The 26,186-nt window shown below is 53.5% G+C and carries 19 protein-coding genes and 2 pseudogenes; all 21 read left to right on the forward strand.

The annotated features are described in order from the left end of the window. The first annotated feature begins 43 nt into the window (after positions 1-43). The 21 genes and pseudogenes from G614_RS0106720 to G614_RS0106820 all read left to right on the forward strand — a co-directional run bounded on the left by G614_RS0106720 (position 44) and on the right by G614_RS0106820 (position 26,174). Positions 44-3,046, forward strand: a complete 3,003-nt coding sequence (locus tag G614_RS0106720; RefSeq protein ID WP_027641341.1) for a DNA translocase FtsK — start codon at positions 44-46, stop codon at positions 3,044-3,046. 89 nt (positions 3,047-3,135) lie between these two features. Continuing rightward, on the forward strand, positions 3,136-4,806 hold the full coding sequence (locus tag G614_RS0106725; RefSeq protein WP_027641342.1) for a formate--tetrahydrofolate ligase: 1,671 nt from the start codon (positions 3,136-3,138) through the stop codon (positions 4,804-4,806). A 97-nt stretch (positions 4,807-4,903) separates the two neighbouring features. Further along, positions 4,904-6,439, forward strand: a complete 1,536-nt coding sequence (locus tag G614_RS0106730; protein WP_027641343.1) for a UDP-N-acetylmuramoyl-L-alanyl-D-glutamate--2,6-diaminopimelate ligase — start codon at positions 4,904-4,906, stop codon at positions 6,437-6,439. Continuing rightward, the gene (locus tag G614_RS0106735) at positions 6,420-7,856 is read left to right on the forward strand and encodes a UDP-N-acetylmuramoyl-tripeptide--D-alanyl-D-alanine ligase (protein ID WP_027641344.1); all 1,437 of its coding nucleotides are present in this window, start codon (positions 6,420-6,422) and stop codon (positions 7,854-7,856) included. Before G614_RS0106730 ends, G614_RS0106735 begins: the two co-directional genes overlap by 20 nt. A 105-nt stretch (positions 7,857-7,961) precedes the next feature. Continuing rightward, positions 7,962-9,371, forward strand: coding sequence for an APC family permease (locus tag G614_RS0106740; protein WP_027641345.1), 1,410 nt, complete (start codon positions 7,962-7,964; stop codon positions 9,369-9,371). Positions 9,372-9,443: 72 nt separating this feature from the next. Continuing rightward, complete coding sequence (locus G614_RS0106745) at positions 9,444-10,769, forward strand: M18 family aminopeptidase (RefSeq protein ID WP_027641346.1); 1,326 nt, start codon at positions 9,444-9,446, stop codon at positions 10,767-10,769. A gap of 105 nt (positions 10,770-10,874) precedes the next feature. After that, positions 10,875-12,197 carry an MATE family efflux transporter gene (locus tag G614_RS0106750; RefSeq protein ID WP_027641347.1) on the forward strand — a complete coding sequence of 441 codons (1,323 nt, stop codon included), beginning with the start codon at positions 10,875-10,877 and terminating at the stop codon, positions 12,195-12,197. A gap of 130 nt (positions 12,198-12,327) precedes the next feature. After that, a pseudogene (locus tag G614_RS26960) lies at positions 12,328-12,605 on the forward strand (TetR/AcrR family transcriptional regulator); the annotation flags it as partial. A 2-nt stretch (positions 12,606-12,607) separates the two neighbouring features. After that, positions 12,608-12,760 (forward strand): annotated as a pseudogene (locus G614_RS34285) (SAM-dependent methyltransferase); the annotation flags it as partial. A 458-nt stretch (positions 12,761-13,218) separates the two neighbouring features. Then, complete coding sequence (gene priA / locus G614_RS0106765) at positions 13,219-15,528, forward strand: replication restart helicase PriA (RefSeq protein WP_027641349.1); 2,310 nt, start codon at positions 13,219-13,221, stop codon at positions 15,526-15,528. 19 nt (positions 15,529-15,547) lie between these two features. Next, entirely contained in the window at positions 15,548-16,033 is a 486-nt protein-coding gene (gene def / locus G614_RS0106770; protein WP_027641350.1) for a peptide deformylase, read from the forward strand. Between the two features lie 11 nt (positions 16,034-16,044). Beyond that, positions 16,045-17,031, forward strand: a complete 987-nt coding sequence (fmt, locus tag G614_RS0106775; RefSeq protein WP_027641351.1) for a methionyl-tRNA formyltransferase — start codon at positions 16,045-16,047, stop codon at positions 17,029-17,031. Beyond that, positions 17,031-17,735, forward strand: a complete 705-nt coding sequence (locus tag G614_RS0106780; protein ID WP_002564532.1) for a zinc metallopeptidase — start codon at positions 17,031-17,033, stop codon at positions 17,733-17,735. Before fmt ends, G614_RS0106780 begins: the two co-directional genes overlap by 1 nt. Before the next feature lie 66 nt (positions 17,736-17,801). Next, positions 17,802-19,169, forward strand: coding sequence for a 16S rRNA (cytosine(967)-C(5))-methyltransferase RsmB (gene rsmB, locus G614_RS0106785; protein ID WP_027641352.1), 1,368 nt, complete (start codon positions 17,802-17,804; stop codon positions 19,167-19,169). Positions 19,170-19,192: 23 nt separating this feature from the next. After that, the gene (rlmN, locus tag G614_RS0106790; RefSeq protein ID WP_027641353.1) at positions 19,193-20,281 is read left to right on the forward strand and encodes a 23S rRNA (adenine(2503)-C(2))-methyltransferase RlmN; all 1,089 of its coding nucleotides are present in this window, start codon (positions 19,193-19,195) and stop codon (positions 20,279-20,281) included. Positions 20,282-20,283: 2 nt separating this feature from the next. Further along, on the forward strand, positions 20,284-21,030 hold the full coding sequence (locus G614_RS0106795) for a Stp1/IreP family PP2C-type Ser/Thr phosphatase (protein ID WP_027641354.1): 747 nt from the start codon (positions 20,284-20,286) through the stop codon (positions 21,028-21,030). Continuing rightward, a complete protein-coding gene (gene pknB / locus G614_RS0106800; protein WP_027641355.1) occupies positions 21,024-23,195 on the forward strand; it encodes a Stk1 family PASTA domain-containing Ser/Thr kinase in 2,172 nt (723 codons plus the stop codon). Before G614_RS0106795 ends, pknB begins: the two co-directional genes overlap by 7 nt. A 9-nt stretch (positions 23,196-23,204) precedes the next feature. Next, on the forward strand, positions 23,205-24,083 hold the full coding sequence (gene rsgA, locus G614_RS0106805; RefSeq protein ID WP_027641356.1) for a ribosome small subunit-dependent GTPase A: 879 nt from the start codon (positions 23,205-23,207) through the stop codon (positions 24,081-24,083). Positions 24,084-24,085: 2 nt separating this feature from the next. Beyond that, entirely contained in the window at positions 24,086-24,751 is a 666-nt protein-coding gene (gene rpe / locus G614_RS0106810; RefSeq protein ID WP_027641357.1) for a ribulose-phosphate 3-epimerase, read from the forward strand. Next, positions 24,748-25,398 (forward strand): thiamine diphosphokinase, encoded by a 651-nt coding sequence (locus G614_RS0106815; RefSeq protein ID WP_027641358.1) that lies wholly within the window; start codon positions 24,748-24,750, stop codon positions 25,396-25,398. Before rpe ends, G614_RS0106815 begins: the two co-directional genes overlap by 4 nt. Before the next feature lie 155 nt (positions 25,399-25,553). Beyond that, positions 25,554-26,174, forward strand: a complete 621-nt coding sequence (locus tag G614_RS0106820; RefSeq protein ID WP_027641359.1) for an ECF transporter S component — start codon at positions 25,554-25,556, stop codon at positions 26,172-26,174. Positions 26,175-26,186: the final 12 nt, after the last annotated feature.

The raw sequence follows: 26,186 nt of genomic DNA on the forward strand, positions 1-26,186 counted from the left end.
GCGGTATGATAACTTGTAAGAGAATGACAGGAGGCTGTATCAAGTGGCTGAAACAACAAAACGACAGCAGAGTGGGAACAGAAAACCGGGAAGGCCAAAGGCAAGCACGTCCAAGAAGACAAGCACTTCCTCCAAGAGCCGGGGGACAACCGGGAAAAAGGCCTATGAACAGGATAATACGGAATTCATGAGAGCAGAAGTGGTCATCATCTGCTCTTTTGCTGTTGCCATTCTTTTATTTCTGAGCAATTTCAAGCTGTGCGGCGTGGTGGGCGATGTGCTGCGGGGCGTGCAGCTGGGAATATTTGGGATAGTGGGATATTTATTCCCCATCCTGATATTCGTGGGCACCTGTTTTCATCTGTCCAACCAGGGAAACATCCATGCTGCCATGAAGCTGGCAGCCGTGGCGGGGGCTGTGATTACGGTCTGCGGAATGCTGCAGCTGGCCTTCGGTACGGTTCCGGCCGGTGCGAAGTGGATGGAATATTATAAGCAGTCCACCCTGACCGGTACGGGCGGCGGATGGCTGGGAGGCGTCCTTACCTCCTTCCTTACCATCGGACTGGGGAAGCCGGGAACCTTTCTGGTTCTGGTGGTCCTGTTCATCATCTGCATGGTATGCATCACGGAGCGTTCCTTTGTGTCTGCTGTGAAGCGGGGAGGGGACAAGGCCTACCAGTATGCCAGGGAGGATATGGACCGGCGCAGGGAGCTTCATGCCATACGGGAGGAGGAACGCAGGCGCATTCGTGAGGAACAGAGGGTGCGGGGCGTTAACCTGAATGCAACCAGGCTGATGACGCCTGAGGAAGAGGATTACGACGAGGAGGCATTTGACCGTGAGTTTGGAGCGGATCTGGAGGAAATGCCGGATATGCCCGATACATACGAGGAGGACTGGGGACCGGCCCGGACAGCCGGCGCAAAGGACCGCCTGCCGCCGGATGAGTTTGTGGGCAGGTTTGATCCGCCTTTGGAGACTGAGACCGATGGCGGGGATTCCTATGACACAGATGACCTGGGAGCCCTGGCCAGGTCCATAGAGGGCCACAGCCGCACCGGACACAGGGGTGAAGCACCGGTGGTCACCGGCATCCGGGTGGAGGACGAGTATGGGACACACGATGCGGATGATTATGACACCATCCATGTTAAAAAGGATTTGAAGACACTGGATGAGATGGAGTTCAATGTCAGGTCCTCCACGGACAGGAATGAGGGCGCTGTCCGCGGCTATGGCCATGATAAAGGCCGTGAGGATAAGGTTCCCTGGGAAGAAGAGTATGGGACGTCTGAGGATATGGCAGAAGAGGATGCCATGTCTTCTGAAGCAGGAATTCCTGAAACGGTTGACCATGAGACAGATATCTACGAGACAGACGCGTCAGAGCAGGGGATCAATTATGACAGCGTATTTGTGCCGGAGGAGCCCAAGCGGGTGGTTACGGCTTCAGGCAAGGTCATAGAGACCGAGACAGAGCTTCTCCAGAAGAAGATTGAGAAGAAGCGGGAGGAGGCCAAACAGCCAGATTCAAATATGGCCGTGGCCCAGGAAATCAAGGAAAAGGAAGAGGCGGTAAAGAAGGAATATGTGTTCCCGCCCACTACCCTGCTTAAGAAGGGGGCTAAGAATGCCGGTTCCTTCTCGGGGGAGGAGTATAAGGCTACGGCCATTAAGCTGCAGCAGACCCTCCATAACTTCGGGGTAGGGGTGACGGTTACAAATATCAGCTGCGGCCCTGCCGTGACCCGGTATGAGCTTTTGCCGGAACAGGGCGTGAAGGTCAGCAAGATAGTGGGACTGACCGATGACATCAAGCTGAGCCTGGCTGCGGCGGATATCCGCATCGAAGCGCCCATTCCCGGCAAGTCGGCGGTGGGAATCGAGGTGCCCAACAAAGAGAATAATATGGTGTACCTGAGGGATTTGCTGGAGGCAGAGTCATTTAAGAACCACAAGTCACGTCTGGCCTTTGCCGTGGGCAAGGATATAGGCGGACAGGTGGTGGTGACGGATATAGGAAAGATGCCCCATCTGCTCATTGCAGGCGCCACTGGTTCCGGTAAGTCGGTGTGTATCAACACCCTGATTATGAGCATCATTTTCAAGTCCAAACCAGAGGACGTGAAGATGATTATGGTGGACCCCAAGGTGGTGGAGCTCAGTGTCTATAACGGAATCCCCCATCTGCTCATCCCTGTGGTGACAGACCCCAAGAAGGCTTCAGGGGCTCTTAACTGGGCAGTGGCAGAGATGACGGACCGCTATAAGAAGTTCGCGGAGTGCAATGTCAGGGATTTAAAGGGCTACAATGAAAGAGTTGAAAAGATAAAGGATATTGAGGATGACAAGAAGCCGGTGAAGATGCCTCAGATTGTCATTATCATCGACGAGCTGGCAGACCTTATGATGGTGGCTCCGGGAGAGGTGGAGGATGCCATCTGCCGCCTGGCCCAGCTGGCCCGTGCGGCGGGAATCCATCTGGTCATTGCCACCCAGAGGCCGTCGGTCAATGTCATCACAGGACTGATTAAGGCAAATGTGCCGTCCAGGATTGCCTTTGCCGTGTCATCGGGTGTGGATTCCAGGACCATCATTGATATGAACGGGGCTGAGAAGCTGCTGGGAAAGGGCGACATGCTCTTTTATCCGGCAGGATTGCCCAAACCCCAGCGTGTACAGGGCGCCTTTGTGTCCGATGAGGAAGTGGGCCGGGTGGTGGAGTTCCTGACAGAACAGGGCATGATGGCGGAATATAATCCGCAAGTGGAGAGCTGTGTCTCCTCCCCGTCCATGGACGGAGGCGGCGGGGCTTCTGAACGGGATGAATACTTCGTCCAGGCAGGCAGGTTTATCATTGAAAAGGAAAAGGCATCCATCGGAATGCTCCAGAGGATGTTTAAGATTGGCTTCAACCGGGCTGCCCGGATTATGGACCAGCTGGCGGAAGCAGGTGTAGTGGGCGAGGAAGAAGGTACCAAGCCCAGAAAAGTGCTCATGAGCATGGAAGAATTCGAGGAATTGCTGGAGCAGGGGTATTAAAGCCTGGTCCCTGAGACTTTTGAATAAAACGTTGACGGACCTGCAAAGGCAGGAAACCGGGGAGCGTAATATAAGAGGAGGTACAAATCATGAAATCAGATATTGAGATTGCACAGGAGGCCGTGATGCAGCCCATCAAAGAAGTGGCTGCTGCTTACGGAATCGGGGAGGATGACCTGGAGCTTTACGGTAAATACAAAGCAAAGCTGACGGACCAACTCTGGGAGCAGGTAAAGGACCGTCCCGATGGAAAACTGGTGCTGGTAACAGCCATTAACCCAACACCGGCAGGAGAAGGAAAGACCACTACCACGGTTGGTCTGGGCGAGGCATTTGGAAAGATGGGCAAAAAGGCCATCATAGCACTCAGAGAGCCGTCCCTGGGCCCCTGCTTTGGCGTTAAGGGCGGGGCAGCCGGCGGCGGTTATGCCCAGGTTGTGCCCATGGAGGATTTAAACCTGCACTTTACAGGTGATTTCCATGCCATCACATCCGCCAATAATCTGTTGGCAGCGCTCTTAGACAACCATATCCAGCAGGGAAACGCCCTGGGTATTGACCCAAGGCAGATCCAGTGGAAGCGCTGCGTGGACATGAATGACCGCGTCCTGCGCAACATTGTGGTAGGCCTGGGAGCAAAGGGAGACGGCATGGTAAGGGAGGACCACTTTGTCATCACAGTGGCTTCCGAAATCATGGCAATCCTGTGCCTGGCTGACAACATGGAGGATTTGAAGAACCGTCTGGGCAAGATTATCGTGGCCTACAATTTTGCAGGAGAGCCGGTGACCGCTGAGCAGCTCCATGCGGTAGGCTCCATGGCAGCCCTTCTGAAGGATGCCTTAAAGCCCAACCTGATTCAGACCCTGGAGCACACAGGCGCCCTGGTACACGGCGGCCCGTTTGCCAACATTGCCCATGGATGCAACAGCGTAAGGGCCACTAAGACAGCCCTGAAGCTGGCTGACGTGGTGGTGACAGAGGCTGGCTTCGGCGCTGACCTGGGAGCTGAGAAGTTCCTTGACATCAAGTGCCGCAAGGCAGGACTGAAGCCTGACGCAGTGGTTCTGGTGGCAACGGTCAGGGCCCTTAAGTACAACGGCGGAGTGCCGAAGGACCAGCTGTCAGCTGAGAATCCGGAAGCCCTAAAAAAGGGCATTGTCAATCTGGAGAAGCACATTGAGAACCTCCAGAAGTTTGGCGTACCCGTGGTGGTTACACTCAATTCCTTCATATCAGACACCGAAGCAGAATATGCATATATCAGGAAGTTCTGCGAGGACAGGGGCTGCGAGTTCGCTTTGTCCGAGGTATGGGCAAAGGGCGGCGAGGGCGGTATTGCACTGGCTGAAAAGGTAATGGAGACACTGGAGAACAAGCCGACCCAGTACCATGTACTCTATCCGGATGAGATGAGCCTTAAGGATAAGATTAACACCATTGCCAGAGAGATTTACGGGGCGGACGGCGCGTCCTTTGCACCGGCCGCTGCCAAGGCATTAAAGCGCATTGAGGATATGGGCTTTGGAAACCTGCCGGTGTGTATGGCCAAGACACAGTATTCACTGTCGGATGACCAGACCAAGTTAGGACGGCCCGCCGGCTTTACCATCAATGTAAGGGATGCCTATGTATCAGCAGGCGCAGGCTTCGTGGTGGCGCTTACAGGTTCCATCATGACTATGCCGGGACTTCCAAAGAAACCGGCAGCAGACAGCATTGATGTGGACGAGAACGGTAAGATTACAGGACTTTTCTAGGAAATGGGCCTGGCCCGGTGCATCCAAGAAAGGAGCGCCGGGCCAGGATATATTTTGGCATAATATGAGTTGCACGAAAAAGAAATGAGGTATTCAGATGATACTTAGAACCTGGTTAGATGAGCTGGATTATGAACTTGTCAGGGGAAGCCTGGATGTGGAGGTCACAGAGGTGGTCTATGACTCCAGAAAGGCAGTGCCCGGCGCTGTGTTTGTGTGTATGGCGGGGACCCGCGTGGATTCCCACCGTTTTGTCCCGGATGTGCTGCGCGCAGGTGTCCGTGTGCTTGTGACGGAGCGGGACATTGAGGAGGAACTGGCTGCCTCAGGACTTACGGAGGATGAGATGGGCCGGGTGACAATACTTAAGACAGCGGAGGGCAGGAGAAGCCTGGCTCTTCTCTCAGCAGCCAGGTTCGGCTATCCTGCGTCAAGGATGATTACCATTGGCGTGACGGGAACAAAGGGAAAGACCACCACCACCCATATGATAAAAGCCATTCTTGAGGCGGCAGGAAAAAAGGTGGGGATGATAGGCACCACAGGCACGGTGATCAATGGCCAGGTGACCCCTACCATGAACACCACGCCGGAATCCTATGAACTGCACCAGTCCTTCGCGAAAATGGCGGAGGCAGGCTGCCAGTATATGATTATGGAGGTGTCGTCCCAGGGAATCAAGATGCACCGGGTGGACGGCATCGCCTTTGACTACGGCATTTTCACTAATATATCCCCGGACCACATAGGGCCGGATGAGCACGCTGATTTTGCGGAATATCTTTACTGCAAATCACGTCTTTTGAGCATGTGCAGGATAGGGCTGGTGAACTTAAACGACGGGCATTTTAAAGAAATCGTGAAGGATGCGTCCTGCAGGCTTTATACGTACCGTGTAAAGGAAGACGAGGAGACGAAGGCTGACTTTGAGGCCTCCAACATCCGGTATGTGTCCCGGCCGGACTTTGTGGGCACGGAGTTTGACGTCACAGGAAGCCTGGACATGGACGTCCGCCTGGGAATCCCCGGCCTGTTCAACGTGGACAATGCCCTGGCAGCCCTGTGCGTATGCGCCTTTCTGGGACTTCCAAAAGAGAGGATTGTCCACGCCCTGGAGCACATACGTGTCAATGGACGCATGGAAATCGTCCACACCTCATCCAGGTGCACGGTCCTGGTGGACTATGCCCACAACGCGGTGAGCATGGAGAGCCTTCTTACCACTCTGCGCCGGTATCATCCCAAACGGCTGGTGGTTGTATTTGGATGCGGCGGCAACCGTTCCAAGGACAGACGCTACTCCATGGGCGAGATCGGAGGAAGACTGGCCGATCTGAGCATCATCACGGCAGACAACTCCAGGTATGAAAAGGTGGAGGACATCATGGCGGATATCCGGGGAAGCATAGAGAAAACAGGCGGGGATTTCCTTGAGATTCCTGACAGAAGGGACGCAATCCGCCACAGTATCCTTTACGCGCAGCCGGGGGATATGATAGCTGTCATCGGCAAGGGACACGAGGACTATCAGGAAATCAACGGTGTGCGCCATCACTTCCTGGACAGGGAAGTCATTGAAGAAACCATAAAAGAGTTGGGAGACGAGACACAGTATGACAGGAATAACGGTTAAGGAACTGCTTGAGGCCACAGGAGGAAACCTTCTGCGGGGGCAGGAGGATCAGCATGCGGGACACATCAGCCTGGATTCCAGAAAAATGGAGGGGGATGACCTATTTGTGCCCATTGTGGGTGAACGGGTGGACGCCCACCGCTTTCTCTGCCAGGCAATTGCCAGCGGGGCGGCAGTGGTATTTACCAGTGAACATCACTGCGGGGAGGATGTTAAAGCCTCTGTCCGGGAACAGTGCGGGGGAGACAGGGAGCAGGAGAAGAAAGCCCTTGATGCCGCGTGGATTGAGGTGCTTGACACGAAGAAGGCCCTTCAGGACTTGGGAAGCTTTTGCAGGAAACGCCTTACCCTGCCTCTGGTGGGAATCACGGGAAGCGTGGGAAAGACCACTACCAGGGAAATGATAGCGGCTGCCCTGAGCGCCGGATTCCTGGTGTATAAGACTCCGGGCAACAGCAACAGCCAGGTGGGAGTGCCCATTACCATAGCGGAGATCCCGCAGTCTGCGGAGATTGGCGTCATTGAGCTGGGAATGAGCGAACCGGGAGAGATGGAGCGCATTGCCAGGGTTGCCAGGGTGGACTGTGCCGTCATGACCAACATAGGGGTGGCCCACATCGAACAGCTGGGCTCCCAGGAACACATCCTGGAGGAAAAGCTGCATATCCAGGACGGGATGCCGGCAGAGGGCGCATTGTTCTTAAACGGCGACGACCCCCTTCTGGCCTCAGTGGTTCCGAAGGGGGGCAGAAAGAGGGTACTGTACGGACTGAGCCGGGACTGTGACTACAGGGCAGAGGATTTGCACCTGGAAGAAGGTTATCCCGTGTTCACGGCGGTTCACGGGGACAGCAGGGTCCGGGTGCGTCTCCAGGTTATGGGAAGCCACATGGTGAGCAATGCCATGGCAGCCCTGGCAGTGGCGGATACATACGGGCTTTCCATGGAGAAGGCGGCCCTTGCCCTGGGACGGTTTAAGGGCTATAAGGGACGCCAGCAGATATTTGAGTGGGGCGGTGTCACTGTCATTGACGACAGCTACAATGCCAGTCCGGTGTCCATGAAGGCCGGGCTGGAGGTGCTGGCCAGCGTGAAGGGAGAAGGACGAAGGATAGCGGTCTTAGCCGATATGAAGGAGCTGGGCCCGGATACGGTCAGGTTCCATGAGGAAATAGGCGCCTGTATAGGAGAACATCCCCTGGACATGGTCCTTTTGCTGGGAGAGCTGGCAGCCTGCATTGGCAGCGGAATGGATGCCGCCCACGCAGTGACGCCTCATTTTGAAATGGACAGTTTGGCCCAGGTAGAAGTGTGGCTGGATGAGAACATCAAGGAGGGCGACTGCATTCTTTTTAAAGGCTCCAACAGCATGAAGCTGTCCGAGGCAGTGAGGCATCTGAAGGAAGCCAGGGCATGATTCTAACTGAATACTCATATCTTTCCCTCATTTTGGGAAGAATTATAATATGGACAGAAATGTCACAGACAGTACATTCTAAATAAGATAAGGAGAAACATTGTGATGCAGCAGAAAAAAGATGATAAGAAGATTCTCTGGCATACCCTGGCTTTTATGGCCTTTTCAACGGTCTGGGGATTTGGGAATGTGATAAACGGATTCTCGGAGTACGGCGGATTAAAGGCCATTGTATCCTGGATTCTTATATTTGCCATTTATTTTGTGCCCTATGCCCTGATGGTGGGAGAGCTGGGCTCCACCTTCAAGCATGCCGGAGGCGGTGTCAGCTCCTGGATTCATGAGACCATAGGGCCTAAGATGGCTTACTACGCGGGCTGGACCTATTGGGTGGTCCACATGCCTTATATCTCCCAGAAACCAAATTCCACGGTAATTGCAGCCAGCTGGGCCCTGTTTCAGGACAAGAGGGCCAGCGGCATGAACACCACGGTGATGCAGATTCTATGCCTGGTCATTTTTCTGTTTGCCATGTATCTGTCCGGCAAGGGAATAGGTGTATTAAAGAGGCTTGCCACATTGGCAGGCTCTGCCATGTTCATTATGTCCATGCTGTTCATTGCCATGATGGTGGCTGCTCCGGCCCTGACAGACGGTGCCTTCTTAGCCGTTGACTGGTCCCCCTCATCCTTCATACCGGACTTTAACGCCAACTTTTTCCTGAGCCTTTCCATCCTGGTTTTTGCGGTGGGAGGATGTGAGAAGATTTCCCCCTATGTAAATAAGATGAAGGATCCTTCCAGGGATTTTGCAAAGGGCATGGTGGCCCTGGCAGCCATGGTGGCCGTGACCGCCATCCTGGGCACCATTGCCCTGGGCATGATGTTTGACTCCAACCATATTCCCCAGGACCTGATGACCAACGGCGCCTACTACGCGTTCCAGAAGCTGGGAGAATATTATCATGTGGGGAATTTCTTCGTGGTGGTATACGCGCTGACCAATCTGATTGGACAGTTTTCCGTTATGGTCCTGTCCGTGGACGCGCCCCTCAGGATGCTCTTAGACAGCGCGGATTCCCGTTTCATCCCCAGCAGGATGTTTGAGAAAAATGAACACGGTACCTATGTGAACGGACACAGGCTTGTGATGCTCATTGTCTGTGTGCTGATTGTGGTCCCTGCCTTTGGCATCAGGAACGTGGACGTTCTGGTGCGCTGGCTGGTCAAGGTAAACTCTGTGTGCATGCCCCTGCGCTATCTGTGGGTCTTTGTGGCATACATTGCCTTAAAACGGGCCGGGGATGCATTCTGCGGCGAGTACAGGTTTGTAAAGGGGAAAACAGCAGGTATCCTGGTGGGCGGCTGGTGTTTTATATTCACGGCCTTCGCGTGTCTGACAGGCATTTACTCAGAGGACCCGTTCCAGCTGGCTCTGAATATCGTAACTCCCTTTGTGCTGGTAGGACTTGGGTTCATTATGCCATGGATGGCAGCAAAGGAGAAAAAAAGTTAAGCTTCCCGCATTGCCGTGGAGGTTTCTTTATGGTACAGTAGAGGAGAAATAAAGAGACAAAGGAGATATTATATGAATATAGACAGAGAAGACTGCTTAAGCACAGCCAAAGAACTCATCGGTTTTCTTGAAAAAAGCCCCACCTGCTTCCACGCGGTACAGTCCATTGCAGACTGTCTTCTGGAGGCGGGCTTCACACAGCTTCATGAGGGAGAGAAGTGGGTGCTCACAGAGGGAGGTTCCTACTATGTTACCAGGAACGGTTCATCCATAGTGTCCTTTAAGGTGCCGGGAAAAGCATTTTCCAGTTTCCAGATCATGGCCAGCCACAGTGATTCCCCCTCCTTTAAAATCAAGGAAAATCCGGAGATGGAGGCGGAGAACCACTATGTGAAGCTGAACGTGGAGAAATACGGCGGTATGCTGTGCGCTCCCTGGTTTGACCGCCCCCTTTCCGTGGCAGGCCGTCTGGCTGTGAAGGAGGGAAACCGCATTGCCACAAAGCTGGTAAAGGTGGACCGGGACCTGCTTATGATACCGAACCTGGCCATCCATTTTAATCGTGAGGTCAATGAGGGCTATAAGTATAATGCCCAGGTGGACATGCTGCCCTTGTACGGCGGCCCGGACGCAAAGGGAACCTTTATGGAGACTGTGGCTGAGAGCGCAGGGGTCAAAAAGGAGGATATCCTGGGACACGATCTCTATCTCTACAACCGTGTGCCGGGAAGCATCTGGGGGGCTGGCGGGGAGTTCCTGTCCTGCGGCCATTTAGACGACCTGCAGTGCGCGTTTTCCACCATGAAGGGATTTCTGGAGGGCGGCCATCCGGACTGTGTGAGCGTTCACGCGGTATTTGACAATGAAGAGATAGGAAGCATGACCAAGCAGGGGGCTGACTCCACCTTTTTGGAGGATGTGCTGAGACGGATTAACAGCGCCATGGGAAGGAGCGAGGAGGAGTACCTGATGGCTATTGCCTCCAGCTTCATGGTTTCCGCTGACAATGCCCATGCAGCCCACCCCAACCATGGAGACAAATCAGACCCTGTAAACCGTCCCTACATGAATGAGGGTATCGTCATCAAATACAGCACAAAGTACGCCACAGACGGACTTTCAGCCGCCGTGTTCAGGGTATTATGCCAGGAAGAGGGAATACCCTGCCAGACATTTACCAACCGTTCCGACAAGGCAGGCGGTTCCACCCTGGGCAACATTTCCAACAGCCATGTGGCCCTGAACACAGTGGACATCGGACTGCCCCAGCTGTCCATGCACTCCCCCTACGAGACAGTGGGAATCAAGGATACCTGTTATCTGATTCGGGCCGCAAAGAGGTTCTACAGCACCTCCATGAAGGCCATGGGGTCCGGGAGCTGCGAAGTGCGGCAATAGATATGCGGTAACAGATGCCCAGCCATAGCCCTGAGAGGAAGAAACGCCTCCGGGAATCATGGCTGGGTATTTATTGGAACTATGAGAGAAAGAGGAAGGTAAGATATGTTTTCCAGAAAACAAGTGATAAAGCTCCTGGCTCCCCTTATTGCGGAACAAATCATGGCGGTGCTGGTGGGAATGGTGGACGTGATGATGGTGGCCGCAGCAGGGGAATCCGCGGTGTCCGGCGTTTCCCTGGTGGATTCCATCAGTGTTTTAATCATACAAATCATGGGAGCCCTGGCTACCGGAGGAGCCGTCATATCGGCCCAGTACCTGGGCAAGGAGCAGCCCAGGGATGCCAGGAAGGCAGCCGGACAGCTGGTTCTGGTGACCATGCTTCTGTCTGTCATCATTGCCGGGACAGCTCTTGCAGGGGGACGCCATCTGCTGGGAGGAATATTTGGAAAAGTGGAACAGGACGTAATGGACAACGCCCAGACCTATTTCTGGATCACAGCCCTGTCATACCCCTTCATCGGACTTTACAATGCCTGCGCAGCCCTGTTCCGTTCCATGGGCAACTCAAAGGTATCCATGATGACCTCCTTTGTCATGAATATGGTTAACATTATAGGAAATGCAATCTGCGTATTCGGCCTTAAAATGGGTGTGGCGGGTGTGGCGTGGCCTACCCTTATAAGCCGTGTGACAGCTGCCTTTATGATGTTCGTCCTCATACGGAACAGGAACAATTCCATCTGTCTCAACAGCTGGAAGTTCCTGATTCCGGACCGTCATATGATAAAGCACATCCTGTCCATCGGAATTCCCAACGGGCTGGAAAACGGCATGTTTCAGTTCGGCAAGATATTCCTTCAGAGCCTGGTTTCCTCCCTGGGCACGGTATCCATAGCCAGCTTTGCCGTGGCCAGCAACCTGGTGACGGTTCTCTATCTTCCGGGAAATGCCATTGGCTTAGGTCTGGTAACCATAGTGGGCCAATGCGTCGGAGCAGGCCGTCTGAAGGAAGCCAAGAACAACACAAAATCCCTTATTCTGGTGGTTTATGGAATCCTGGCCGTATTCAGCACTGCCATGGTTATCTGGTCCGGCCCGCTGGTAGGAATCTATCATCTGTCCCCTCAGGCTGCTGTCATGGCGCGTGAGCTGATCCTGATCCACAGTATAGCCATGATTATATGGCCTCTGGCCTTCACCATCCCCCACGCCCTGAGGGCCTCCTTAGACGCTAAGTTTACCATGGCTGTATCCGTATTCTCCATGTGGGTATTCCGAATCGGATTTGCATACCTCTTCGTATACATATTTGACCTGGGACTTTCCGGGGTATGGTACGGCATGTTCATTGACTGGATATTCCGGGCATTGGTGTTTTCGGCAAGGTTTAAGGGGTTTGAGAGGAGGGCGGGGGTTGTGGAGTGAGAGGTGAGAGGCGCGGGGGGTTAGGGGGTCGCGTTCGTGGGAGCAAGGGGGAAGGAACCTGGGGATACGGCTGCGGGACAAGTCCGGTCTAAGGACAATCGGGAAAAAGTAAATGGCTGGCTGGGGGAATGTCGAGGATTACAGCAGTTCTGAAAACATAAATCCATGTCTGGTTCTGCCGGTTTCGTACATTGAGTTTGCGAAAGAAGAGACACATCTTTTCAGGCTGTTATTCATAAACCATATGGATCTGAGCATGGAAGAGCCAAAGGATTTCTATAAGGAGGCAGGCAATGAAAAGAGGGAAAAGATATTTTCGGATGCCATTGGAATCGAGTCTTAGCAGCGGCGCAAAAAATAACATTAGACAGGAACCGTATAGAAAAAATGGCTGCAAACATGCTGACACCGCGACAGATGGCTGTGCGCTGCTCATTCGGGAAGCAATCGACAAAATGGACGATGAAACATTCAAATTATATTTAAAATATCACTACGCCACCTGTGAACGGAAAGACTTAACAGGAATTACCAGCCATGCAATTGACATATTCCAAAAATAAATCCCCCCATAAAAAGCAACCCCCATAACAACCAACCCAGCCAGTCATTTTTCTTTCCCCTGGGCGTGGAAGAACCAGCAAACGTGGAAAGCGTAGTGGGTGAGAGGGAGGCGGGCGGGGCCGGGAGTGAATTTGGAGCGATTCGCAGGGACTTAGGAGGCGGGGCGGGCCGGAGGGGAGGTTGCGCAGGGCGCTCAACGCCCGGAGCAAAGTGAACACGGAGCAGAACTCATCAAGAGTTCTGCGTAGTTTTCGCGATCCTCCCCTCCGGCCCGCCCCGGCGCCTTAGTCCCTGCCATCGCGGAAACATCACTCCCGGCCCCGCCCGCCTCCCTCTCACGGACGGAATCCCCCGCCACGTTTGCGTACCCTTCCATCCCCCCACCCCATTTGCATTTTACTCAATTCTCATGTATAATAACCAAAGTACAAAATAACAAGACAGACAGGTGACGTAAGTGGCGCATAGATATGCCAGTATTATCATAGATATTTCCCATGAAAATGTGGACAGGACATTCCAGTACAGGATACCGGAGGAGCTCCAGGGAAAGATTCAGGTGGGGCAGCAGGTCCGCATACCCTTTGGGCAGGGAAACAGACAGCGTAAGGGGTATGTGGTGGATCTGACTGACCAGGCTCAGATAGATGTCCATAAACTAAAAGATGTGGCTGGGATTGTGCAGGGAAGCGTGGCTGCAGAGTCCCAGCTTATTTGGCTGGCCTGGTGGATGAAGGAGCGGTATGGCTCCACCATGAATCAGGCATTAAAAACAGTACTGCCTGTGAAACAGAAGGTCAGGCAGGCCCCCAAACGGAGAATCCGTACTCTGGTGGGCAGGGGTGTGCTTGAAGAACTGGCGGAGGAAGCCGGGAGAAAAAAACATAAGGCTAAGCTGCGGCTTTTAGAGGCGCTGCTTCAGACCGGCACCATTCCCTATGAGGAGGCCATGAACCGGCTGAGCCTTACGCCGGCAGCCATTAAGCCTCTTCTGGAGGCCGGAATTATTGCCGTGGAGGTGGTGGAGAAGTACCGGAATCCTCTGGAGGAGATGAAGCTGCTTATGGGCAGCCAGGAGAATCAGGCAGTTTCGAATGGTCAGAGGGCAGCAGGCTTGTGGGGCGCGCCGCCTGAGCTGAATCCTTTTCAGCGGGAGATAGCAGATGCTGTCATAGGTGAATATGACCGGGGAATCCGGCGGACCTACCTGCTTCACGGGGTGACGGGAAGCGGTAAGACGGAAGTTTACATGGAGCTGATTGCCCATGTGCTGTCGGCGGGACGTCAGGTAATTGTGCTGATTCCGGAGATTTCTCTTACCTGGCAGACCGTCATGCGGTTTTACAGCCGCTTTGGCAACCGGGTGTCGGTGATGAATTCCCGTATGTCTGCCGGGGAACGGTACGATCAGTATGAACGGGCCAGAACCGGCGATATTGACATCGTCATTGGTCCGCGTTCCGCCCTTTTTGCTCCTTTTGAAAACCTGGGGCTTATCATTATTGACGAGGAGCATGAAAATGCTTATAAGAGCGAACTGTCCCCGCGTTATGATGCCAGGGAGGCGGCGGCAAAGCGGGCTCAGATGAATGAAGCCTCCCTTGTACTGGGGTCAGCCACCCCTTCTCTGGAGTCCTACACAAGGGCTTTAAGGGGAGAGTACGGGCTTTTTACCCTGAAGGAGAGGGCAAAGGAGGATGCATGCCTTCCCCAGGTTGAAATCGTGGATTTGCGGGAAGAATTAAAGGAGGGGAACCGCTCCATTTTCAGCAGGCGCCTTAAGGCGCTGATAGAGGAACGGCTGGAAAAGAGGGAGCAGGTCATGCTGTTTATCAACCGCAGGGGCTATGCCAATTTTGTGTCCTGCCGTTCCTGCGGCGAGGCTGTCAGATGCCCTCACTGCGATGTGACTCTGACACTGCACCGGGATGGGCGCATGATGTGCCATTACTGCGGGTACTCCATTCCACAGCCAAAGAAATGTCCTGTCTGCGGCTCCCCGTACATTGCGCCTTTTGGTACCGGAACCCAGAAAATTGAAGCCATGGCAGCAGAGCTTTTTCCTAAGGCCAGGATTCTCAGGATGGATTTGGATACCACCTCCAAAAAAGGCGGTCATCAGGAGATACTTTCCTCCTTTGCCCGGGGAGAGGCGGATATACTCATAGGCACCCAGATGATTGTCAAGGGCCATGATTTTTCAAAGGTGACCCTGGTGGGGGCTCTGGCAGCGGATCTATCCCTCTATGCCTCGGATTACAGGTGCGGGGAACAGACTTTTGCCCTTTTGACCCAGGCAGCCGGGCGGGCGGGAAGAGGGCAGCTGGCTGGAAATGTGGTGATACAGACCTATCAGCCGGATCATTACAGCATACGCACGGCGGCCACCCAGGATTATGAGAGCTTTTACAGCCAGGAGATGGCCTACAGAAGACTGCTGGGATATCCTCCGGCAGTGGCCCTGCTGACCGTACAGATGGCGTGTCCGGCAGAAGGGACCCTGGCCCGTACAGCGGATCTGGCAGCAGGGTGGGTGCAGCAGTGGGCGGATCGCATGGAGCAGGAAAAAGTACAGGGATACAAGTCCTTCCGGCTCATAGGACCGGTCAATGCAGCGGTATACAAAGTTAATGATATTTATAGAAAAATTTTATATATAAAGCATGAAAATTATGATATACTGATACAGATTAGGAAAATGACGGAAGAGGGCCTGAAGGGGTTAGAAGGCCGTGATGGACTGACTGTGCAGTACGATTTAACATGATGAAGGAGATTGAAAAGAGATGGCAGTTCGGCAGATAAGAATTATGGGAGACGAAATTTTGACAAAGAAGTGTAAGCCCGTGAAGGCGATGAATGAGCGCACCATGGAGCTGATTGAAGATATGTTTGATACCATGTACCGGGCCAATGGCTGCGGCCTGGCCGCCCCCCAGGTGGGAGTGCTAAAGCAGATTGTAACCATTGATGTGGATGACGGGAACCAGTATGTCCTGATTAACCCTGAAATTACAGCCACCGACGGCAGCCAGACAGGCTACGAGGGATGCTTAAGCCTGCCGGGCAAGTCCGGCATCGTTACCCGCCCAAACTACGTAAAGGTGAAGGCGCTTAATGAAAATATGGAGCCCTATGAGCTGGAAGGCGAGGGGCTGCTGGCCAGGGCCATCTGTCATGAATGCGCCCACCTGGAAGGCCAGATGTATGTGGAGCTGGCGGAAGGTGAACTGGTGGATACAGCTGCCGACGAGGAAGAAATCACAGAATAGGAGTGTAATTTATGCGCATTGTATTTATGGGAACACCGGATTTCTCCGTGCCTGCGCTTAAGGCGCTGGTGGAAGCCGGTCATCAGGTAATTGCAGTGGTCACCCAGCCCGATAAGCCCAGGGGCAGGGGGAAGGAAGTCCAGATGACACCTGTGAAAATACAGGCCATGGAATACGGCATTCCGGTGTATCAGCCGGCGAAGGTGCGGGAAGCCTCCTTTGTGGAGGTCCTTCAGGGACTGGAGGCGGATGTATACGTGGTCATAGCCTTTGGCCAGCTTCTTCCGAAAGCAGTGCTGGAGCTTCCAAAGTACGGCTGCATCAACATCCATGCGTCCCTGCTTCCGAAGTACCGGGGCGCTGCACCCATTCAGTGGTGTGTCATAGACGGCGAAAGGGAGACAGGCATCACCACCATGATGATGGACGTGGGCCTGGATTCAGGGGACATGCTGGAAAAGGCGGTAATCCCCATAGAGGAAAAGGAGACAGGCGGCAGCCTGCATGACAAGCTTTCCCTGGCAGGCGGAGATTTGATTTTATCCACCCTTAAGAAGCTGGAGGAAGGCACGCTGGTTCGTACGCCACAGACAGATGAGGGCACCTGCTATGCCAGGATGCTGACAAAGTCCCTTGGGGACATTGACTGGAATCAGAGCGCGGTGTCCATAGAACGCCTGATTCGCGGATTAAATCCATGGCCCAGTGCATATACCCTGTGGAATGGGAAGACAATAAAGATATGGTCGGCAGATGTGATTACAGGCCGGGAGACGGCAGTTCTTCTGTCCGAATCAGGTGTTCCCTCAGAAACAGGGATTACTCCCGGCACTGTGGTGTGTTCGGATAAGCACGGCCTTGTGGTCTGCACTGGCGACGGCCTGCTGTCCATCAGGGAGCTTCAGATGGAAGGAAAGAAACGCATGGATACTCCAGCATTTCTCCGCGGATATCCCATCCCGGAGGGGGATGTGTTTGTAAAGAAAGAGAGTGATTGATGATGTTTTACCCTATGTTTTATTTTGACCCAACCTATGTGCTGATATTGATTGGCGTAGTCATATCCATGGCAGCCTCCGCCAAGCTTAACTCCACGTATCAGCGCTACAGCGCTGTCAGGAGCATGTGTGGCATGACGGGTGCGGATGCAGCCAAAAGGCTCCTTGCAAATCAGGGAATCTATGACGTGACCGTGCGCCGCGTACCGGGCAACCTGACAGACCATTACGACCCCAGGAGCAAGACCGTGAACCTGTCCGACGCAGTGTATAATTCCACATCCATTGCAGCCATCGGAGTGGCGGCGCACGAGTGCGGCCATGCCATGCAGGACGCCAATGATTATTCCCCCTTAAGGATACGTGCAGCCCTGGTGCCGGCGGCTAATCTGGGATCCCAGCTGTGCTGGCCTCTGATTATCATTGGACTTTTACTGGGAGGAAGCTCTGTCCTGTTGAATCTGGGCATCCTTCTGTTTTGCCTGGCAGTGCTGTTCCAGCTGGTGACCCTGCCTGTGGAGTATGATGCCTCCCACAGGGCAGTGACCCTTTTAGATTCCACCGGCATCCTGGCGGGACAGGAAGTGGGACAGACCAGAAAGGTACTGAACGCGGCAGCCCTTACCTACGTGGCGGCAGCGGCTGCTTCCATCCTTCAGCTTCTCCGCCTGCTGATATTATTCGGCAACCGCAGGAATGATTAAGGTGCCGGGTACAGAAGATTTTATGGGAATTCATATTCAGACAGGCCCTGAGAGGAGAAGATTCAGATGGCAAAGACCTTAGACAGAGGGCTGGAAAACCGGGAGATTGTCCTGGACATATTGACAGAGGTGCTGGAACAGGGGGCTTTTGTCCACCTTGTACTGAACCGGGCCCTGCAGAAGTACCAGTACCTGGGCAAGGCGGACCGTTCCTTCATCACACGCGCCGTGGAAGGAACACTGGAATACCTGATACAGATTGACGAGGTTATAAACCGGTATTCCAAAACAAGGATAAACAAGATGAAGCCGTTCATCCGCAGTCTTCTGCGGATGAGTGTGTATCAGATATTATATATGGACCGCGTGCCTGATTCCGCTGTCTGCAATGAGGCGGTGAAGCTGGCGGTGAAGCGTCATTTTTCCGGGCTTAAGGGTTTTGTGAACGGCGTGCTGCGGACCGTTTCCAGGGAAAAGGAGAATCTGACCTTTGACACTCCCTCCCTGCGATACAGTATTCCCCAATGGATGTACGCCATGTGGGAAAAGGAGTTTGGGAAAGAGAAGGCGGAGAAGATTGCCGCCTCTTTTCTTGAGGATAAGCCCGCCTGGGTCAGGTGCAACCTGCACCGGGCAGACAGGGAGAGTATCCTGGCCTCCCTTAAGGCACAGGGGACATTGGTTAGGGAGCTGCCTTTCATGGAGTCCATGATAGCCATTGACGGGTACGATTATCTGGAGGGGCTGGATGCTTTCAGGAAGGGCTGGATACAGGTGCAGGATGTGACCTCTGCCCTTGTGGGGGAGATTGCGTCCCCGGAGAAAGGCAGTTATATCATAGATGTGTGCGCTGCCCCCGGAGGAAAGAGCCTCCATCTGGCGGATAAGCTGGAGGGCACCGGGATGGTGGAGGCCAGAGACCTTACATACCAGAAGACAGCTTTGATTGAGGAAAATATGGCCCGCTGTAGCGTGACCAACATGAAGACCCTGGTGTGGGACGCCCTGGAACCGGATCCGGCAGCCATCAGAAAGGCGGACATTGTCATCGCGGACCTGCCCTGTTCCGGGCTGGGAATCATAGGGAGAAAACCGGACATCAAGTACAATATGACGCCTGAGAAGCTTGAGGAGCTGGCAGGGCTTCAGCGGGAGATTCTGTCTGTTGTCTGGCAGTATGTGAAGCCGGGCGGCCTTCTCTGTTACAGCACCTGTACCATTGACAGGCTGGAAAACCAGGACAATGCCGCCTGGTTAAGGGAGCAGTTCCCGCTTGTACCGGTAGATTTGACGGACCGGTTCGGCGGACTGCCCCAGGAGCCCTCATTAAAGGACGGATGGATTCAGTTCCTGCCGGGAGTGCATCCCTATGACGGATTTTTCATCAGCGTATTCAGACGTGCGGACGGTGAATCAGGCCCGGATGGGATTTAGAGCGTGTTTTGGAAGGAGTTTTTATGCTGGATTTATTGGACTGCAACGGAAAGAAAGATATAAAATCCATGACACTGGAAGAAGTGACAGCACAGATGGCGGCCCTGGGAGAGAAATCTTTCAGGGCAAAACAGCTTTATGACTGGATGCATGTGAAGCTGGCAGAAGGATTTGACGATATGAGCAGCCTGTCTAAGGATTTGAGGCAGAAGCTTAAGGAGAATTACAGCCTTACCTGTCTGAAGATGGTGGATGAGCGCATTTCCCAGGTGGACGGCACCAGGAAGTATTTGTTCGGCCTGGAGGACGGCCATGTGATTGAGAGCGTGTGGATGCAGTACCACCACGGCAATTCTGTTTGCATCTCCTCCCAGGTGGGCTGCCGCATGGGCTGCCGGTTCTGCGCTTCCACCCTGGAAGGCCTGGAACGGAACCTGCGTCCTTCAGAGATGCTGGAACAGATATACAGGATTCAGTCCATTACAGGGGAACGTGTTTCCAATGTGGTGGTCATGGGTTCAGGAGAGCCTATGGATAACTATGACAATGTCATCCGCTTCCTGCGGCTTATTTCCCATGACAAGGGACTGAATATCAGCCAGCGGAGTCTTACCATCTCCACCTGCGGAATTGTTCCGGGCATCCGGAAATTTGCACAGGAGGGCCTGGCAGTGACCCTGGCGCTTTCCCTTCATGCGCCCAATGACGAGGTGAGGAAAACCCTTATGCCCATAGCGGGCACCTATAAACTGCAGGATGTGCTGGAGGCCTGCCATTACTATTATGAGAAGACAGGCCGCCGTCTTACCTTTGAGTACAGCCTGGTGCGGGGGGTCAACGACAATCTGGATGAGGCCAGGGCTTTGGCAAAGCTTATAAAGGACCAGCACGGCCATGTGAACCTGATTCCGGTAAACCCCATCAAAGAGCGGGATTACGTCCAGTCCGGCCAGAAGGCCATACAGGATTTCAAAAATCTTCTTGAAAAAAACGGTATAAATGTTACTATTAGAAGAGAAATGGGCCGGGATATAGGCGGAGCCTGCGGCCAGCTGCGCAGAAGCTATAAGGAAGCTTCGGCGGCACCCCAATGCACGGAAGGAGAGGGATGACCATGGAAGCATATGCTTTGACAGACATTGGCCGGGTCAGGACCATGAATCAGGACTATATTTATTCCTCACCGGAAAAGGTGGGCTCCCTGCCCAACCTGTTTCTGGTGGCAGACGGCATGGGCGGCCACAGGGCCGGCGATTATGCCTCACGGTTCGCGGTGGAGAACCTGGTGATATACATAAACAGGGCAGGGGACGGCTCTCCTGTAATGCAGCTGAAAAAGGGCATCGAGGCAGTTAATGGGATGCTGTATGAAGAATCATTAAAAAGGGAAGAACTGAAAGGGATGGGATGCACCCTGGTGGCCGGCGTGGTGGAGGACAACATCCTCTATGTGGCCAATGTGGGCGACAGCCGTCTCTATCTCATAAACGGTGATTCCATACGGCAGGTCACCAGGGACCACTCCTATGTGGAAGAGATGGTGGCCATCGGACAGATGAGAAGGGGAAGCGCGGATTATAACAGGCGCAAGAACATCATCACCAGGGCCCTGGGAATCGGCAGGGAAGTGGAGCCGGATTTCTTTGAGGTGGATCTGGAGGACGGGGATTATATCCTGCTCTGTTCCGACGGTCTCAGCAACATGCTGGAGGACCAGTCCATGTATGAAATCATCACAGGAGAGGGAAACCTTAAGGAAAAGGCAGCCCTTCTTATAGAGGAAGCCAACCGTCAGGGAGGCATTGACAACATTGCGGTGGTACTTGTAAATCCGTCAGGAAGGGAGGCAGGCGTATGTTAACTCCCGGAACATATCTCCAGAACCGGTATGAGATTCTGGAACGGATTGGCTCAGGCGGCATGTCCGTGGTGTATAAGGCACGGTGCCATACTCTGGACCGCCTGGTTGCCATCAAGGTATTAAAAGAGGAATTTGCCTTTGACGAGAATTTTGTAAGCAAGTTTAAGATGGAGGCCCAGTCAGCGGCACGCCTGTCCCATCCCAATATCGTAAGTGTTTATGATGTTGTGGATGAGGATATGTACCATTATATTGTCATGGAGCTGATTGAGGGCATTACCCTTAAAAATTATATAGAGAACAAGGGCTATCTGGAGAGCAAGGAAGCCATTGGAATCGCGCTTCAGGTGGGACAGGGCATTGCGGCTGCCCATGAACAGCACATCATACACCGTGACATCAAGCCTCAGAACATGATTATATCCAGGGACGGCAAGGTGAAGGTGGCTGACTTTGGTATTGCCAGGGCCGTGTCTTCCCAGACCATGAACGCTACGGCAGTGGGCTCTGTCCATTATATTTCGCCGGAGCAGGCCAGGGGCGGCTACTGCGACGAGCGCAGCGACATTTATTCCTTTGGCATTACTATGTATGAGATGGTAACCGGGCGTGTGCCCTTTGAGGGGGATAACACGGTTACAGTGGCCCTGGCCCATCTGGAGGAACCGGTGACACCGCCCAGCCAGTACGTGCCGGACATGTCCCACGCACTGGAGCAGATTATATTAAAATGTACCCAAAAACGTCCGGACCGCCGCTATTCCTGCGTGACGGATGTGATTGAGGACCTGCGGGCTGCCCTGATGGACCCGGACGCAGACATTTATGCCCGCAAGGACGGGGAAGAGGATGAGTTTGGCAAGACCAGGCCCATCACAAGGGAAGAGCTGAACAGCATCCAGGAAGGCAGGAAGAACTATCCTGAGGAGACGCTTGAGGAACCGGAGGAGGAACAGCCGGAGCATCCGGACAGGAACCGGTCCAGGGAACAGCGCAAAAAAGAAGGACGCATCCATACCAGGAAAAGGAATGAGGGGGATGATGTAAGTACCCAGTTTGAGCGCATCATCACGGCCTTTGGCATCGTGGCAGCCATCATTATCGTGGCAGTGGTGCTGTTTGTATTTTCACGGCTCACCGGGCTTTTCAGGCAGAGCAGCAATAAGCCTGCCACAGAGACCGTTGCCATGACCACCGAAGGTTCCACCACCGTGGTGGATATCAACACGGAGGACCAGATAAATATGCCCAGCGTCCTGGGACTGCCCCAGGATATGGCCAGGGAAAAACTGAAGGAGAGCAGCCTGGTGATGGAGGTCACAGGCAGCGAGTATTCTGATAACTATACGGAAGGCCAGGTCATGGGCCAGGATATCCTGGCAGGCACTGTGGTGAAGAAGTGGAGTACCGTGGGAGTGACCATCAGCAAGGGCAGCGATAAGGTGGACTTAAATGCCATGGACCTGACCCAGATGACAGGCGAGGATGCCAGGCTTCTGCTGGAGAAGAAGGGGCTGGCTGTAGAGGTCAGGGAGGAGAACAGCGATACCGTCATAAAGGGCAATGTGATTCGTTTCAGCCCTCAGGTGGTGAAGGTGGGCGAGAGCGTCAGCCTCTATGTGAGCAAGGGCTCACAGAACGTGGCGGGCCGGGTTCCCAATCTTCAGGGACAGACTTCCACATCCGCGGACGCCCTTCTGGCAGGGGCAGGTCTCGTAACAGGCAATGTAACCGTGGAAGCCAGCGAGACGGTGGAGGAAGGCCTGATTATCAGTCAGTCAGAGCTTCCGGGAACCATACTTCCTCCAGGCACGGCAGTGGATTATGTGGTCAGCGGGGAGCCTGCACAGACCCAGGCATCAGATGAACGGTATTATATCGGTTCCATTGATGAGGCATGTTCCCTGAGCAACTATATAGGACCGGCCTCCCAGACCAGCAGCGTGCGTGTGCTGATTCGTCTGAACCAGACCAATAATGAGGGTGCTTCTGTTTATACGACCCTTATGAGTCCAAGGCTGGTTGTGGGCGCCCAGACCGTGCCCGTGGTATTCTCCAGAATCAAGGGAGCGTACGGCGTGGACAGCGGTATGGTGGAAGTGGTGGATGCAGATAATTTAACAGTAATCAAGTCCTATCCGGTGGCATTTTTTCCGGTAGGATAAGAGGAGTATATGACAGGTAAGATAATCAAAGGAATTGCAGGCTTTTATTATGTCAATGACGGCAGGAACCATGTGTACCAGTGCAAGGCAAAGGGCGTGTTCCGCAACCGTAAAATCAAACCCCTTGTAGGGGATAATGTGGAGTTCTCTGTTTTGGATGAGGAGGAGAAGGAAGGCAATATTGACGCCATCCTTCCCCGTTCCAATGTCCTCATACGTCCGGCTGTGGCAAATGTGGACCAGGCCCTGGTTGTGTTTGCCATCACCCATCCGGAACCCAATCTGAATCTTTTGGACCGCTTTCTGGTGATGATGGGAATTCAGGGCGTACCGGTCACCATCTGTTTTAACAAGATTGATCTGGGGGAGGCCGGGCTTGTGGATAAGTACCGCACCATCTATGAGAGGGCAGGGTATGAGGTCCACTTTGTCAGCACCTACGACGATACAGGAGTGGAAGGAGTGAGAAAATTTCTCAGAGGAAAAACCTCAGTGCTGGCAGGTCCGTCGGGCGTCGGAAAATCCGCACTGACTAACTGCATCCAGCCCCAGGCTGCCATGGAGACAGGGGATATCAGCCACAAGATTGAGAGGGGACGCCATACCACGCGTCATTCTGAATTGTTTTATGTGGAAGAGGATACCTACATGATGGATACACCGGGATTCAGTTCCATGTTTATTGATTGTCTGGAGTCCGGAGAATTGAAGGATTATTTCCCGGAGTTCGGGCCATATGAGGATGAGTGCAAATTCCTGGGATGCGTCCATGTGGGAGAGCGTGTCTGCGGTGTGAAGGAAGCCCTTAAACGGGGGGAGCTGAGCCGCAGCCGGTATGACAATTACATCCTCATGTATGAGGACCTGAAAAATAAAAGGAGGTACTAGATATGTATTACAAATTAGCGCCGTCTATTCTTGCGGCTGATTTTACCCGCCTGGGGGAACAGGTGAAGGAGGTGTACGGGGCAGGTGCCGAGTATCTCCATTTGGACGTGATGGACGGGGCCTTTGTGCCCAGCATCTCCTTCGGCATGCCGGTAATCAAGAGCCTGCGCCCATGCATCAGGGCTGTTTTTGACGTGCATATGATGGTGGAGGAGCCGGGACGCTATGTGGAGGATATGAGGGACTGCGGGGCGGATATCATAACAGTCCAGGCCGAGGCCTGCACTCATCTGGACCGTGTGGTAAACCAGATTAAGGAAGCTGGACTGAAGGCCGGCGTGGCCTTAAATCCCGCCACACCGGTGCGTTCCCTGGAGTGCATCCTTGGGCAGCTGGATATGGTGCTTATCATGACCGTGAATCCCGGTTTCGGAGGTCAGAAGTTTATCCCTTATACCCTTAACAAGGTACGCGAACTCAGGAACATGCTGAATGAGCAGGGACTAAAGACGGACATCCAGGTGGACGGCGGCGTAAACGCGGGAAATGTCCGGGAAATCATAGAGGCGGGCGCCAATATATTTGTGGCTGGTTCCGCTGTTTTTGGCCGGGACCCGTCTGCCAGAACCAGAGAATTCATGGATATTTTAAAGGAATATGAGAAATGAAGCGTTGTCTGATTATAACCGGCGGAAAACTGGACCTGTCCTTCGCCGGTTCTTTTTTGGGACAGGAAACATTTGATAAAATCATTGCGGTGGATGCGGGGCTGGAGGCCGTGAAGGCCCTGGGACTGGAACCGGATATGATAGTAGGTGATTTTGACACGGTGAAGCCGGAGGTGCTGGCATTTTACAGGAGGATGGAACACATTGTATGGGATGCCCGCCAGCCGGAAAAGGATGAGACAGACACGGAGCTGGCCCTCTTAAAGGCCCAGGCCACGGGATGCTCCGAGGTGGTGGTGCTGGGGGCCACCGGCGGACGCATGGACCATATGCTGGGAAATATCCATCTGCTGTTTCCCTGCCTGCAAAAGAGAATGGAGGCCTATATCCTAGACAGCCAGAACCGTATCTACCTCATTGACGGGGAACGGACGTTTAAGAGGAATGAGACCTGGGGAAAATATATTTCCTTCCTTCCGCTTACCGAGGAGGTCAGGGGCATTACCCTCACCGGCTTTAAGTATCCTCTCCATGAAATGGACATTGAGATAGGGACAAGTCTCTGCATCAGCAATGAGCTTGCGGAGGAGGAAGGTACCATTACCTTTACGGACGGGGTGCTCATTGTGGTGGAATCACACGACTGACAACTCTGATAGAAACATTTGTTTTTGATAAAACTGGACTGGCCAAAACTTCTCAAACTGGATATTTAAAACATTCCACCTTAGTGATACCATAGGTGACATGAATGAATGCAGTTGATGCAGAGAGAAATATACAATATGAGGAGAGAGTTTGTATGAAGACATCCAGTGCAGTGACAGCAGGCCATAGGGGCCTGGAGGACGGCCGTATCTACAAGTTGGCCCTGACCGGCCTGTTTGCGGCATTATCCTATGTGGTTTTTACATTTTTACAGATTAAGATTACCCTTCCCGGAGGCGACGCCACTTCCATCCATCTGGGCAACGCGGTCTGTGTCCTGGGAGCCCTGATATTAGGGGGCTTTTACGGCGGACTGGGCGGGGCCCTGGGAATGACAATTGGGGATTTATTTGACCCCATCTATGTGGTATACGCGCCAAAGACCTTCCTGCTAAAGCTCTGTATCGGCCTGATAACCGGTCTGGTGGCCCACAAAATCGGCAGAATCAATGAGAGCTCTGATAAGGGCCATGTGTTGTGCTTCGTGGTGGCGGCCTCTGTCTGCGGTCTGCTGTTCAACGTGATATTTGACCCGCTGGTGGGATATTATTACAAGCTGGCGATTCTGGGCAAACCGGCAGCAGAGCTGGTACTGGCCTGGAACGTTGCCTCCACCTCCATCAATGCTGTGACGTCTGCCATTGCGGCGGTGGCCATCTACATGCCCCTTCGCAGTACACTTATAAGGGCCGGGCTCTTTGACCGGCTCAGATGACAGGAGATTTGA

The sequence above is a fragment of the [Clostridium] clostridioforme AGR2157 genome (assembly GCF_000424325.1).
Classification (GTDB): Bacteria; Bacillota; Clostridia; order Lachnospirales; family Lachnospiraceae; genus Enterocloster; species Enterocloster clostridioformis_A.